Annotated in this window: 12 protein-coding genes and 1 riboswitch; of the genes, 3 read left to right on the plus strand and 9 right to left on the minus strand. The window is 71.5% G+C overall.

What is annotated here, in order from left to right:
• Positions 1–36: 36 nt before the first annotated feature.
• The 5 genes from BJ971_RS00620 to BJ971_RS00640 form a co-directional block, all read right to left on the minus strand.
• Positions 37–1,044, minus strand: a complete 1,008-nt coding sequence (locus tag BJ971_RS00620) for an ABC transporter permease subunit (protein ID WP_184988397.1) — start codon at positions 1,042–1,044, stop codon at positions 37–39.
• Entirely contained in the window at positions 1,041–2,033 is a 993-nt protein-coding gene (locus tag BJ971_RS00625; protein WP_184988400.1) for an ATP-binding cassette domain-containing protein, read from the minus strand. The genes BJ971_RS00620 and BJ971_RS00625 overlap by 4 nt, the downstream gene beginning before the upstream one ends.
• 127 nt (positions 2,034–2,160) lie before the next feature.
• Complete coding sequence (locus BJ971_RS00630; protein WP_184988403.1) at positions 2,161–3,867, minus strand: carbohydrate-binding domain-containing protein; 1,707 nt, start codon at positions 3,865–3,867, stop codon at positions 2,161–2,163.
• Position 3,868: 1 nt separating this feature from the next.
• Positions 3,869–4,690, minus strand: coding sequence for a VTC domain-containing protein (locus tag BJ971_RS00635; RefSeq protein WP_239087516.1), 822 nt, complete (start codon positions 4,688–4,690; stop codon positions 3,869–3,871).
• Complete coding sequence (locus BJ971_RS00640; RefSeq protein WP_184988406.1) at positions 4,687–5,289, minus strand: DUF4956 domain-containing protein; 603 nt, start codon at positions 5,287–5,289, stop codon at positions 4,687–4,689. Before BJ971_RS00640 ends, BJ971_RS00635 begins: the two co-directional genes overlap by 4 nt.
• A gap of 228 nt (positions 5,290–5,517) precedes the next feature.
• Positions 5,518–5,655: riboswitch (SAM riboswitch) on the plus strand.
• A 12-nt stretch (positions 5,656–5,667) separates the two neighbouring features.
• On the opposite strand from BJ971_RS00640, the gene thrC reads away from it, so the two are divergent.
• Positions 5,668–6,948, plus strand: a complete 1,281-nt coding sequence (gene thrC / locus BJ971_RS00645; RefSeq protein ID WP_184988408.1) for a threonine synthase — start codon at positions 5,668–5,670, stop codon at positions 6,946–6,948.
• Positions 6,949–7,156: 208 nt separating this feature from the next.
• Here thrC and BJ971_RS00650 read toward each other — a convergent pair whose 3' ends face one another.
• The gene (locus tag BJ971_RS00650; protein ID WP_184988412.1) at positions 7,157–7,591 is read right to left on the minus strand and encodes a hypothetical protein; all 435 of its coding nucleotides are present in this window, start codon (positions 7,589–7,591) and stop codon (positions 7,157–7,159) included.
• 11 nt (positions 7,592–7,602) lie between these two features.
• Positions 7,603–8,121 (minus strand): GNAT family N-acetyltransferase, encoded by a 519-nt coding sequence (locus BJ971_RS00655; protein ID WP_184988415.1) that lies wholly within the window; start codon positions 8,119–8,121, stop codon positions 7,603–7,605.
• Between the two features lie 349 nt (positions 8,122–8,470).
• Here BJ971_RS00655 and groL point away from each other — a divergent pair, with 349 nt between their 5' ends.
• Entirely contained in the window at positions 8,471–10,096 is a 1,626-nt protein-coding gene (groL, locus tag BJ971_RS00660) for a chaperonin GroEL (protein ID WP_184988418.1), read from the plus strand.
• Between the two features lie 67 nt (positions 10,097–10,163).
• On the opposite strand, the gene BJ971_RS00665 is transcribed toward groL, so the two are convergent.
• A complete protein-coding gene (locus tag BJ971_RS00665) occupies positions 10,164–11,165 on the minus strand; it encodes a GNAT family N-acetyltransferase (RefSeq protein WP_184988421.1) in 1,002 nt (333 codons plus the stop codon).
• Between the two features lie 11 nt (positions 11,166–11,176).
• On the minus strand, positions 11,177–12,409 hold the full coding sequence (locus BJ971_RS00670) for an MFS transporter (RefSeq protein ID WP_239087517.1): 1,233 nt from the start codon (positions 12,407–12,409) through the stop codon (positions 11,177–11,179).
• Between the two features lie 56 nt (positions 12,410–12,465).
• Here BJ971_RS00670 and BJ971_RS00675 point away from each other — a divergent pair, with 56 nt between their 5' ends.
• On the plus strand, positions 12,466–13,302 hold the full coding sequence (locus BJ971_RS00675; protein ID WP_184988424.1) for a winged helix-turn-helix transcriptional regulator: 837 nt from the start codon (positions 12,466–12,468) through the stop codon (positions 13,300–13,302).
• Positions 13,303–13,343 lie beyond the last annotated feature (41 nt).

A 13,343-nucleotide genomic window follows, 5' to 3' on the forward strand; every position in this document is an offset into this window, starting at 1 on the left:
CCGTCCGAGTGTGTGCCTGACCCAGCCGAAACTACCTTACGTAATGTCTCTGCTACGCATAGTCCACATGGCTGCACCTACAACGAGAACGGCCAGCGCCAGCAGCGCCCCGCCCGCCATCGGCCAGGTGATCGTGAACGTGTCGGTCACGCAGCCCGTCGCGCTCGAGTAGACGCAGGTGTCCCAGTCGGTCACCTCCGCCAACTTGTCCATCCAGGCCAGGATCCAGAGCGGTGCGAGGTACGCCTCGGCGAACGGCGCACCCGACAGGCTCAGCAACGAGTAGAGGCCGACCTGGAGCACGATGACGGCGCCGATCGCCGAGCCGAGCGCCATCGCCGTCTGCCGGCCGATCGAGGCGAGAGCGAAGCCGATCGCGCCCGCGACCAGCACCAGCACCAGCCCGCGCAGCTCCATGAGCACGAAGGACTGCCACGCGCCGGACGTCATCGAGTACATCGTCCCGCGCTGGGTCGCGAGCGCCACGAAGAGCCCGGTCCAGGCGGCCGATATCGGCACGGTCAGCGCGGTAAGGGCCACCAGCAGGGCACCGAGCTTGGTGCCGAGCACTCGGAGCCGCTGCGGGCGCCAGAGCAGCAGATTCATCATGCCGCCGCTGCTCCACTCGGCGCCGACGAAGGTCGCGCCGACCAGGAAGGCCATCACCGCCAGCATGGCCGCCAGCGTGATGATCATGTCGCCGAACTCGACCCGGAAGTTGAACGTCTCCTCCAGGTAGTACTCGGCGAGATAGTCCCGCCGCGACGGCTGGTAGATGTCGCAGCCGGGCGGGTGGTTCGCCGCGGCCGCCGTGCCGCGGGCGGCCAGGCAGGTCCGCATCTCCTCGGCGGCCGAGGTCAGCGCGCCCTGGTAGTCCCGGTCGGCCTGGGCCTGGGCCGCCGCGAGCGCCCTTTCCGAGGTCGAGTGGTTGGTGACGAACGTGCCGGCCAGGATCGCGGCCAGCACGAGCAGCGTGCCGATGACCAGGAACCGGGCGAAGCGGCGCTTGACGAGCCGCCGCGTCTCCGCCAGAAAGAGACTCACTGTCCCCACCCGCCGTTCGGTGTAGCCGGGGCCGTCACGGACTCGTCGATCTGGCGGTACACGCCCTCGACCGGCGTGGTGCCGGTGAGCTCGAGGAAGACGCTCTCCAGGTCGACGGCGACCGGTGCCAGTTCGCTGACGAAGACGTCGCCGGCGGCGAGCGCACGGGTGATCGCGCCCGGCTGGGCGACGCCGCTGACCAGGAGGTGATCGGGCTCGACGACGACCTGGGCGCCGATCTCCCGCAACGTGTCCGCGGCGGCGGCGAGGTCGCCGGGCGACTCGACCCGCACGCGTACCGATGCGGCCTGGTGCTGGGCGAGCACGTCGGCGACGGTGCCGGCGGCCACGCGGCGCCCGGCCGAGATGATCGTGACCGAGTCGCAGATGAGCTGGATCTCGCCGAGGATGTGGCTGGAGACCACCACCGTCATGCCGACGTCGGCCAGATTGCGCATCAGCGTGCGCATCTCCCGGATGCCGCCCGGGTCGAGGCCGTTGGCCGGCTCGTCCAGGATCAGCAGCGTCGGGTTCTTGAGCAGGGCGGACGCCACGGCCAGGCGCTGCTTCATGCCCAGCGAGTAGGTCTTGACGCGGTCCTTCGCCCGGTCACGCAGCCCGACGAGCTCGAACACCTCGGTGACCCGGGCCTGGTCGACGCCGCCCGCCTCGGCCAGCAGGGAGAGGGTTTCCTGCGCGGTGAAGTTGGCGAAGAACTGCGGGCTCTCCACGATCGCGCCGATCGCGCCGATCACCTCGGGCAGGGCCTGCGGTACCTCGCGGCCGAGGATCGACATCCGGCCGCCGTTCGGCTTGATCAGTCCGAGCAGGGTACGCAGCGTAGTGGTCTTGCCGGAGCCGTTGGGACCGAGGAAGCCGTGCACCTGCCCCGCCTCGACGACCATGTCGAAGCCGTCGAGAGCCTTCCGCACCCCCTTCCGACTGCGATAGGTCTTCTCGAGACCCTGAATCTCCAGGACGGCGCTCACGCCGAACCTCCCCGCGCTGGGTGAAATGACCTTGGTCACCCTACGCACACGGCGCCACAAGTCCCAGGTCGTTCCACCGTCGGTGGCCGTGACCCTGGCGGAAGCGGGGTCACGGCCGATCCGCGGGTCAGGCGCGGCCGCTGCCGGCCGTCACCGTGCCGACCTGGGTGCCGGAGAGGGTGCCCCCGGTGTAGAGCCCGCCGCCGGCCGCCGTGCCCGACACCGAGCCGCCCGTGTAGATCCGGTACGAGGTGCCCCGGGTCAGCGAGCTCAGATCGAAGATCACGCCCTTGAGCACCCGGGTGCTCTGGAACGACGCCAGCTGCGTGCCCGACGCGGTGGCCAGGTGCACGACCGTGCCGGCCGGCTGGTTCGCGCTGAATGAGTACGCGACCCAGGCCTGGCCGCTGGTCGGCAGCGTGCTCGTCGACGCCGTGATGCCGGTCGCCAGGATCGAGCCGCCGGTCATCGTGAGCGCGCCGTTGGAGTCCAGGCCGCCCTCGCCGCCGCCGCGGGTCGGCGAGCCGTTGGCGATCACCGTGCCGCCGGAGACGGCAAGGGTGCCGTTGGAGTCCAGCCCGTCGGTGCCGCCGTTGACGGTGACCGTCCCGCCGGTGACCCTGATGAACGCGTTCGGCGCTACCTGCCTCTCGTCGACGCCCTCCTCCGCGGCGTTCACCGCGTCGTCGGTCGCCGTCACGTTGATCGTGCCGCCGGCCAGGGTGGTCTTCATGGCCTCCAGGCCCTCGTACGACCTGGTCACGGTCACCGTGCCGGCGGAGATCGTCAGGGCGGTGTTCGCGTGCACCGCGTCGTCGCCGCTGGCCGCCGTGAGCGCGCCGCCGTCGACGGTGATCAGGTTGTTGGAGTTGATCCCGTCGTCGGACGCGTTGAGGTTGACCTGTCCGTCGCTGATCACCACGCTGACGTCGGCCTTGAGCCCCTTGGTCGAGGTGGTGCCCGGCGTCGTCGTGCTGCCGCCGCCGGTGGTCGCGGTCAGGCTGCCGCCCGCGACGATCACGTCGGTGGTCGCGCTGACCCCGTCGCCGCCGGGTGCCGTGAGCGTACGGGCGCCGCCGGCCAGATAGACGTAACCCTCGGTGGCGTCGGCGTCCTCGTCGGACTTCAGGGCGTCGCCGCCGGCCGTGACGCCCAGCGTGCCGCCGGTGTGCAGGATGTAGTCCTGGCCGCGTACGCCGTCGTCCTTGGCGGTGACCGTGATCGTGCCCGAGTCGATGACCAGCCCGTCGTCGCTGGCGATGCCGTCCGCGGCGTTGCCCGTCACGGCCAGCGACCCGTTGCCGGTGATGGTCAGGTCGGCGGCGCTGGACAGCGCCGCGGCCGGGTTCACCGCGGTCGTGTACGTCGCCGGATCGGTGAGCCGGTTGGTCGTACCGTCGGCCAGCACCACCATCACCTCGTCGGCGGCGGTCACCGACAGCGGCGCGGTGGTCGTGTTGGCGATGGTCACGCCGTTGAGGATCAGGCGCACGATCCCGGTGCCGGCGCTGTTCACGACGATCCTGCCGTTGGTCAGCGACCCGGTGAACCGGTACGTGCCCGCGGCGGTGACCGTGACGGTGCTTCCGCTGATCGAGACGCCGCTCGCGCTGGACGTGGCGCCGGAGCCGGTCAGCGTCACCGCGGCGACGCTCTGCTCGCTCCAGGTGTGGTCGGCGGGCTCGTCGTGGTCGGGGGCGTTGGCGGCCAGCGCCTGCGCCGCCGCGGGGCCGGCGGCCAGGGCCTGTTCCGCCGCGGGCGCGGCCCGGCACGGTGCGGGCGCGACGGCCAGGGTGCCGGCCACGGCGGCGATCAGGAGGGGGGAACGGTGCATCTCACGTCCTTCGGTCGGCGGCCGGCGCGGGGCCGGCCGGGGCAGCGGGATGGAAATGGCGGCGCAGCAGGCGGCGCCACGGCGCGGACGGCAGGCCGGGCCGCAGCGCGGCGAGACCGGTCGCGTACTTGGAGATGGACGCCGGGCGGTGACCCCGGGCCCAGAGCAGACGATCGACCTCGCAGGCCGCGGCCCGCGTCTTGGTCTCGACCACGGCCAGCGCGGGCAGGCTCAGCCCGGCCCGGCCGAGATCGGCCCAGGACAGGTCGACGTCGATGGTCACCCGGCTCTGCGTGGCCGGGAGATAGAGGGTGCTGCGCAGGTAGCTGGTGGTGAGCACGGGCCCGAAGGCCAGCCCGGCGATGCCGCCGAGGTCCTCGAGGACGGCCTCGACGAACCAGCGGCCGGGTGCCATGTCACCCTGCTGCCGCTGCTCGTACGCCAGGCGGGTCTTGACCGTGCCGCCGCGCACGCCCTCGGTCTTGACCTCGAGCCAGCACTGCCCGGAGTCGAGATACGTCCGCGTCCGGATCTTGAACCGACGGCGGCGGCGCAGCGCGGTGAGCCGGAAACAGACGAGGTCGGCGGTGTCGAAGTAGACCGAGCCGTACCGGAAGAGCCGGAGGCCGTCGATGTCGAGGATCCGCGCGTCGCGGCCGATGGCCGGCAGCAGCCGGGCCAGGTCGTCCAGCGCGAGCACGTACTTGCGGTCCCGCCTGATCTGGAGCTCGGCCTGCGCGGTGAGCTCGTCGAGCCCGATCGGCCCCAGCCCCGCGAGCCCGTCCAGCCGGTCGCCGACGGTCCGGGCGGGCGTGGTGGTCACCGCTGCGCGCCCGCCGTCGCGGCCGGACGGCCGGCGGTGGCCGCGGGCGCCGCGCCGGCCCGGCGGGAGTAGCGGACCTCGACCGCCGTGGTCTCGCTGACCAGGTCGACCCTCTCGACCGAGACGGCGTGCACCCGCGCGCCGAGCAGCTGCTCGAGCTTGGCGACCAGGGCCACCTCGTCGGTGATCGCCGAGTCGAGGACGAGGACCTGGCGCCGGTAGCCGCGGAACAGCCGGGGGTGGTCACCGAGGTACATGACGGCGAGGATCAGCGCCATCATCCCGGGCGCGAGCCAGGCCGAGCCGCCGCCGAGCGGGCCGAGGATGCCCAGGGCCAGCGCGGAGAAGTAGTAGGCGACCTCGTGCTGGTCCAGCTCGGTCGAGCGCAGCCGGATGATCGAGAGCACGCCGAAGAGCCCGAGCCCGAGCCCGGCCCCGACGGTGCTCGCGCTGAGCGAGCCGGCAACGGCCAGCACCCCGACATTGACACCGAGGTACGCGACGACGAGATCTCGGCGGCGGTGACGCGGGAAGTAGAGCCCGAAGACGAGCAGGCAGACCGCAACGAGGTCGATCGCGAACAGAACGAGCCGAGGCATGACGGGGCCCTTCCCTCAAGGCATTCGGAGTGGCGGCCGGGTGAACATCCGGCAACAGATCCATGACTTTCAATGGAGACTAGGGTCCCGGCCCGGGAACCAACCTCAGAGAATGCTGTGAATCAATCGACCATCATCTATCAAGAGGGAAGGACGTCGCTCACACCTCGGGACGGTCTGCTCCGATTTCGCCGCCCGCGTCGTAAGGTGTTGGAAACACAACTGAATACCTCATCCAGAGGGGCTGAGGGAACGGCCCGATGACGCCCCGGCAACCACCGCGCATGTCTCGATGACGAGGCCGCGTGCGGCAGGTGCTAATTCCGTCCCCATGTGCGTCGCACGACGCCCGGGGAAAGATGAGAGGAAGGCCTCATTATGACGTCGGCCGTCGACGCCCCCAGCAAGTCCCTCAGCCCCGCCCGCGCGCTCGTCTGCCGTGGTTGCGGCGCCGAATTCCCGCTCGTCGCGCAGCACGCCTGTTACGAGTGTTTCGGCCCCCTCGAGGTCGCCTACGACCCCGCCGCGCTCGCCGCGGTCACCCGCGAGCAGATCGAGGCCGGCCCGCAGAACATCTGGCGCTACGCCGCCCTGCTGCCCACCGGGCAGGACCCCGCAACCCGGGTCACCCTCGACCCCGGCCTCACCCCGCTGGTCGGCGCCGCCGCCCTGGCCGCCGAGATCGGGCTGCGGGCGCCGCTCTGGGTCAAGGACGACTCCGCCAACCCGACCCACTCCTTCAAGGACCGGGTCGTCTCCGTCGCGCTCACCGCCGCCCGCGAGCTGGGCTTCACCCGGTTCGCCTGCGCGTCGACCGGCAACCTGGCCAACTCCGTCGCCGCGCACGCCGCCCGCGCCGGCGTGCCGTCCATCGTCTTCATCCCCGGCGATCTCGAACAGGGCAAGGTCATCACCACCGCCGTCTACGGCGGCGACCTGGTCGCGATCGACGGCTCCTACGACGACGTCAACCGGCTGTGCGGCGAGCTCGTCGAGACCGACGAGTTCGAGGACACCGCGTTCGTCAACGTGAACGTGCGACCTTTCTACGCCGAGGGTTCGAAGACGCTGGGTTACGAGGTCGCCGAGCAGCTCGGCTGGCGCATCCCCGCACAGGTGGTCGTGCCGATGGCCAGCGGCGAGCTGCTCACCAAGATTGACAAGGCGTTCAGCGAGCTGGTGGAGATCGGCCTGGTCGAGGCGCCCGAGGGCGGCTGGACCGTCTTCGGTGCACAGTCGGCCGGCTGCAACCCCATCGCCACGGCCCTGCACAACGGCACCGACCAGATCATCCCGGTGAAGCCGACCGGCATCGCGAAGTCGCTCAACATCGGCGACCCGGCCGCCGGCGCGTACGCGATCGAGGCCGTGACCCGCACCGGCGGCTGGATGGACTACGCCGGCGACGACGAGATCCGCGACGCCATCCAGCTGCTCGCCCGCACCACCGGCGTCTTCGCCGAGACCGCCGGCGGAGTCACCGTCGCGGTGCTCAGGAAGCTCGTCGCGAGCGGCCGGCTCGACCCCGACAAGGAGACCGTCGTCTTCAACACCGGCGAGGGACTGAAGACACTGGACGCCGTCGCCGGGCAGGTCGGACCCACTCACCGGATCAAGCCGTCGCTGCGCGGCGCCCGGGACGCCGGCCTCCTCGGATAACACAGAGTAGTCAAACCTCTGCCCAACGTTGAGAATTCCTTCCCCTGAGGACTTGCGGAAGGATCGCAGGCTCGGCAGGATGCTCTACGCGGGAGGACGTGACGCCGTACGCGGCCCCACCTTTGAGCTTGGCGACAATCTCCTAGGGGCCCAACGACCCAGTGCCGGAGGCGCTGTGCGTGCGTCCTCCCGACCAAATTCTTCCGCCTCAGCGCTTCAGTCGCCGCAGGCCCGGCCGCAGCGGCGCCTCGCGGTAACCGCCCAGTGCCAGCCCGGCATGCCGCTCGAACGCGTTGCGCGTGCCGGCCGTTCCGGTCATCGCCCAGGAGTAGCCGCAGCAGGCCCAGTACACGGGCCAGAACAGCGGGCCGAACACGGCGTACTGCCCGGCGTGCCGGCTCTCGTGTGCGAGCAGGCCGGCCCGGCTCTCGTGCAGCAGCCAGTCGGCCGTGCGCCTGGTGATGATCACCGAGCCGACCGTGAAGCAGGTCGCGGGCGGCATCTTGCGGCGGTATCCCTCGGCGATCAGGATCCCGCCCGGCCCGCGGCGGATCCTGGTGCCGCAGAGCACGGCGAGCCCGAGGCCGACGAGCGTGGTGCCGTTGACCGCGGTGAGCGCGGTCCGGATCGTGGCCCAGCCCACCTCAACGCGCCTCAGGCCCGGCGGCGCATCTGCAGCTCGGTCAGGGCCGGGATGACCGGGTGAGGCACCCGCTTGCCGGCGTCCCGGAAGCCCAGCCGCTCGTACGCCCGGACGGCCCGGTCGTTGCCGACCACCACCTCGAGCATCAGCTCGTGCCGGCCGATCGAGGCCGACCACTGCGCGACCGCCTCGATCAACTCGCCGAGCATGCCGCTGCCGCGGTGCGCCGGTGTGATGTAGACCGCGAAGATCACCGTCGCGTCCGGCTCCTCGGGCAGCACCGTGCCGCCGGCGTGGCCGATCAGCCGCCCGCCCGGGTCCGCGACGAACTGGGCCAGTTGGCTGCCGGAGGAGGCCTGCACGATGCGCCGCCGGTAGTCGGCGTGCGGCCGGGCCGCGGCCTGCGCCACCGTCTCCAGGAACGCGAGCGGGCTGTCGGCCAGCATCTCCAGCCGCAGTGCCCGCATCCGGGCCGTGTCGCCGGGCGTGACCCGGTGCACGGTGACGGGTGGCGCCAGGGTGCTGGTCATGGTGCCTTGCTACCCGGTCACCCGGCACGAGGCAAGTAGGACGCGGATATCGACCTCGTGTGCACGAACCGGGCGCACCCGGCCCCCGACCGTTCTGCTTGCACTCGACCCATCAGAGTGCTAAACAAGTGATTGGCACTCGCGCCACGTGAGTGCCAGCAGGTCGGGGCGGTGGGGTCACGGCAGCGGCACCGCCATCGGTGCCGGGGCACGGGACCGGTCGTCGCGGGCTTTCCGGCTCGACCTGAGGACGTCACATCGCCAGGTGGTGACGTCCGCAGCGTTCTCAACGTGCGGAACACGGGCCGGACCGGCCCGGCGCCGCGAATGTCCAGGAGGACACAGCCGAATGGCCAAGATCATCGCATTTGACGAGGAAGCTCGTCGCGGCCTCGAGAGTGGCATGAACCAGCTCGCGGACGCCGTCAAGGTGACGCTCGGCCCCAAGGGCCGCAACGTCGTGCTCGAGAAGAAGTGGGGCGCTCCCACCATCACCAACGATGGTGTGTCGATCGCCAAGGAGATCGAGCTCGAGGGCACCTTCGAGAAGATCGGCGCCGAGCTGGTCAAGGAGGTCGCCAAGAAGACCGACGACGTAGCCGGCGACGGCACGACGACGGCGACCGTCCTGGCCCAGGCCCTGGTCCGCGAGGGCCTGCGCAACGTCGCGGCCGGCGCGAACCCGATGGCGCTCAAGCGGGGCATCGAGGCCGCCGTCTCGGCCGTCTCCGAGGCCCTGTCGCAGCTCGCCAAGGACGTGGAGACCAAGGAGCAGATCGCCTCCACCGCCTCCATCTCCGCCGGTGACTCCACGGTCGGCGAGATCATCGCCGAGGCCATGGACAAGGTCGGCAAGGAAGGCGTCATCACCGTCGAGGAGAGCAACACCTTCGGTCTCGAGCTCGAGCTGACCGAGGGCATGCGCTTCGACAAGGGCTACATCTCGGCCTACTTCATGACCGACGCTGAGCGTATGGAGGCCGTCTTCGACGACCCGTACATCCTCATCGCGAACAGCAAGATCTCCGCGGTCAAGGACCTGCTCCCCGTCCTCGAGAAGGTCATGCAGGGCGGCAAGCCGCTGATCATCATCGCCGAGGATGTCGAGGGCGAGGCCCTTGCCACCCTGGTCGTCAACAAGGTGCGCGGCACCTTCAAGTCGGTCGCCGTCAAGGCGCCGGGCTTCGGTGACCGCCGCAAGGCCATGCTGGACGACATCGCCATCCTCACCGGTGGCACGGTCATCAGCGAGGAGGTCGGCCTCAAGCTCGACGCCGCCGACCTGAGCCTGCTGGGCCAGGCCCGCAAGGTCGTCATCACCAAGGACGAGACGACGATCGTCGACGGCTCCGGCAACGCCGAGCAGATCCAGGGCCGGGTCAACCAGATCCGCGCCGAGATCGAGAAGTCGGACTCCGACTACGACCGCGAGAAGCTGCAGGAGCGCCTGGCCAAGCTGGCCGGCGGCGTTGCGGTCATCAAGGTCGGCGCGGCCACCGAGGTCGAGCTCAAGGAGCGCAAGCACCGCATCGAGGACGCCGTTCGCAACGCGAAGGCGGCCGTCGAGGAGGGCATCGTCCCCGGTGGTGGCGTCGCGCTCGTGCAGGCCGGCAAGTCCGCGTTCGACAAGCTCGACCTGGTGGGCGACGAGGCCACCGGCGCGAACATCGTCAAGGTCGCGCTGGACTCGCCGCTGCGTCAGATCGCCGTCAACGCCGGCCTCGAGGGCGGCGTCGTGGTGGAGAAGGTCCGCAACCTCGAAGCGGGTTGGGGCCTGAACGCCGCCAGCGGCGAGTACGTCGACCTGCTGGCCGCGGGCATCATCGACCCGGCCAAGGTCACCCGCTCGGCGCTCCAGAACGCCGCGTCGATCGCCGCTCTGTTCCTCACGACCGAGGCGGTCGTGGCGGACAAGCCGGAGAAGAACCCGGCCCCGGCCGGTGGCCCCGGTGGCGGCGGGGACATGGACTTCTGAGTCCAGCTCGTAGAGAGGGCGGGTCGCTTCGGCGGCCCGCCCTTTTCGCGTACCGGGAGGGCGGTCGTCAGAGCTGCTTGCGGTACAGCAGGAAGACGCGCTCGACGCGGGCGCCGACGGCCTTCGAGTAGAACGGCAGCGGCCCGACCCAGCCGATCTGCACCCGGTCGTGCCCGGCCGCCCGCTGGTCGGCGAGGCACCGGCGCAGCAGCAGGGCGCCGATGCCCAGGCCGCGTGCGGCGGTGGCGGTGCCCATCGGCCCGAACCAGCCCGGCCGCGACGACCCGTACGCGGCGAAGCCCAGGATGGACCCGTCCTTGGCCAGGGCGAGGTGGCAGCCCGCCCGGTCACGCCCGACCGAGTGGGTGATCTCCCCGGCCCAGCCCGTGCCGAAGTTCGCCAGCGCGAAGCCGACGAGCGCCGGCACGTCCTCGGCGCCGGCCCGCCGCACGACGACGCCGTCGCCCGCCAGCCGCGCCTCGTGGTCGGCGGTCGGCTCCAGCCCGGCGGCGGCGGTGTCAACGGTCATGTTCCAGGCCGGCTGGTCCTGCTCGAAGCCGAACGCCATGGCGGCGCAGATCGCCGGGGTGTACCGCACGTCGATGCCGGGCCAGGCGTAGTACGGCGCGTTACCGGCGATGACGACGTCGCCGGCGCCGAGTCCGGCCAGCGCGCCCTCGATCCGGGCCATCAGCGCCCGGGCGACGCCCCGGCGACGGTCCTGCGGGTCGACGGCGACCAGGTCCACGTGCCCGATCGAGGCGTCCCGGTGCGACACCGACCCCAGCACCACCCCGATGACCCGGCCACCGGCGACGGAGACCGGCTCGCCCGACAGCGCGGCGCCGGCCGCGGTGGGTCCCGGGCCCGCCGACCGGACGGCGATGAAGCCCGCCAGCCGGCGCGGGGCGTCGGACCAGCCGCCGGTTCCGGTGGTCTCGCGCAGGCGCAGCACGATCTCGGCGGCGTCGGCGGCGTCCTCGGGCAGATCGAGCGCGGTCCGGCAGAGGGCCACCACGGCGGGCACGTCGTCGTCGGTCAGTTCGGAGATCCAGAACTCGCTGTCCACAACCGCCGAACCTACCCGGCGACCGCCGCCGGTTCGGTAACGGCCGGATCGAGCAGGTCCCGCCGGCCACGGACGGGTGAGAAGTAGAGCGCCAGCGGGGCGAGGACCGCGGCCGCCGCGAAGACCAGCAGGGTGGCCCGGGTGCCGAGCGGCCCGGCCAGGGCGCCCGCCACCAGGCCGCCGAGGGGTATGGCGCCCCAGGAGACGAAGCGGACCGTCGCCATCACCCGGGACAGCAGCTCCGGCGGGCTGGCGATCTGCCGGTAGGTGCGGGTGGTGACGCTGAAGACCACGCCGGTGCCGGCGAAGATCAGCACGCCGGCGGTGAAGGTCACGTACGCGGCCCAGCCGGTGGCCGCCGGAATGACGAACGCGCCGGCGGCCTCGACGAAGCCCAGGATGATCAGTCCGCGGGCCGTGCCGAGCGCGTTGGTGATCCGGGTCGTCAGCGCCGCCCCGATCAGGGTGCCGACGCCGTCGACCGCCAGCAGCACGCCGACCACGGCGGCGGGTGCGTGCAGGTCCCGCACCAGGTAGAGCGGGAAGAGCGCCAGGTACGCCCCGTTGACGAAGTTCGACGCGGTCGCGGACCACATCGCCGGTCCCATCATCGGGTGCCGGGTCACGAACGCCCAGCCCTCGCGGATCATCGCGCCCATCGGCGTCGGCTCGTCGGGCCTGCGGCCGTGCCGGGCCGGCAGGGTCCGCAGCAGGGCGGCGGAGACGAGGTAGCTGGCGGCGTCGACGAGCAGGGTCGGCACCGCGCCGAGCAACTGGACCGCGAAGCCGCCGAGCGAGGGCCCCGCGAGCTGGGTGGTCGCGTGGGTGCCGGAGGTCAGGCTGTTGCGGGACTGTAGCTGGTCGCGGCTGACGATCTCCGGCAGGAACGTGGTGTTGGCGACGAAGAAGACGACGTGCGCGAAGCTGAGGACGAGCGCCACGAGGACCAGCTGGGCGATCGTCAGCAGGCCGAACCACCAGGCCACCGGGATCGAGGCGACGGCGACCGCGCGGATCAGGTCGGCGCCGAGCTGGGTGCCGCGCAGGGGCAGCCGCTGCACGATGACCCCGGCCGGCAGGCCGATGACGATCCAGGCGACATAGCCGGACGCGGCGATCATCCCCATCTGGAACGGCGTCGCATCGAGGACCGTGAGCGCGGTCAGGGGCAGCGCCACCCCGCCGACCGCCGAGCCCAGATCGCTGGTTGTCCCGGCCGCCCACCACCGCCAGAAGACGCTCACGGTCCCCGACCCCCGTTCCAGTCAGTTTCATTTTGGAACGGACTATAGTGGAGGGCGTGCGAAGGGTCGAGTTCATTGATGCCGACTGCGGCATCGAGCAGGCCCTCGGCGTGCTCACCGACTGGTGGACCTTCCTGGTGGTCCGCGACGTCGCCGGCGGGGTGACCAGGTTCGAGGCGTTGCAGCGCACGCTGGGCGTGAGCCGCCGGGCGCTCACCGAACGGCTGTCGGCGCTTGTCGAGCACGGCGTGCTGCGGCGGGTCGCGTACTCGGAGCACCCGCCCCGCTACGACTACCTGCTGACCCCGAAGGGCGAGGGGCTGCTCCCGGTCCTCGTCGCGCTCCAGGACTGGGGCACCCGGCACGTGCTCGGCGACGGCTCCCTTACGGCATCGGCGCGGCCGGCGTCCGCCGAACACCATCGCGTGCACGCCCTGGTCGGTCGCCAGGTGCTGGCGGAGATCTCCGGCTGGACGGTCCTGTACTTCTTCCCGGGCGCCTTCGCGCCGGGCGCACCGGACTACCCGCCGGGCTGGGCCGACATCCCGGGCGCGCCCGGCTGCACCCTGGAGTCGATGACGTACGCGGCCCGCGCCGCCGACTTCGCCGCGGCCGGCGCCGAGATCAAGGGCGTCAGTACCCAGCGGCCGGACCAGCTGGCGGCGTTCGCCACGCACGCGGGGCTGCCGTTCCCGCTGATCTGCGACGTCGACGGCAGGCTGGCCGCAGGCCTGCGGCTGCCGACGTTCCGGGTGGCGGGCGTCGACCGCTTCAAGCGCGTGACCCTGCTGGCCGACCCGACCGCGACGATCCGCGCGGTCCAGTTCCCGGTGACGGACCCCGCGGCATCGGTGACGGAGATGCTCGACCAGGTTCGCGCACTCGTCACCTGACGTATACGGCGGGATCACCCGCCATATTCATCCGCCGGGGT

The sequence above is a fragment of the Amorphoplanes digitatis genome (assembly GCF_014205335.1).
Classification (GTDB): domain Bacteria; phylum Actinomycetota; class Actinomycetes; order Mycobacteriales; family Micromonosporaceae; genus Actinoplanes; species Actinoplanes digitatus.

What these genes read in the sequence shown, in the direction of transcription:
- BJ971_RS00630 (WP_184988403.1), bottom strand. Translation starts at nt 3,867, where the DNA reads ATGCACCGTTCCCCCCTCCTGATCGCCGCCGTGGCCGGCACCCTGGCC.
- BJ971_RS00640 (WP_184988406.1), bottom strand. Translation starts at nt 5,289, where the DNA reads ATGCCTCGGCTCGTTCTGTTCGCGATCGACCTCGTTGCGGTCTGCCTG.
- thrC (WP_184988408.1), top strand. Translation starts at nt 5,668, where the DNA reads ATGACGTCGGCCGTCGACGCCCCCAGCAAGTCCCTCAGCCCCGCCCGC.
- BJ971_RS00655 (WP_184988415.1), bottom strand. Translation starts at nt 8,121, where the DNA reads ATGACCAGCACCCTGGCGCCACCCGTCACCGTGCACCGGGTCACGCCC.
- groL (WP_184988418.1), top strand. Translation starts at nt 8,471, where the DNA reads ATGGCCAAGATCATCGCATTTGACGAGGAAGCTCGTCGCGGCCTCGAG.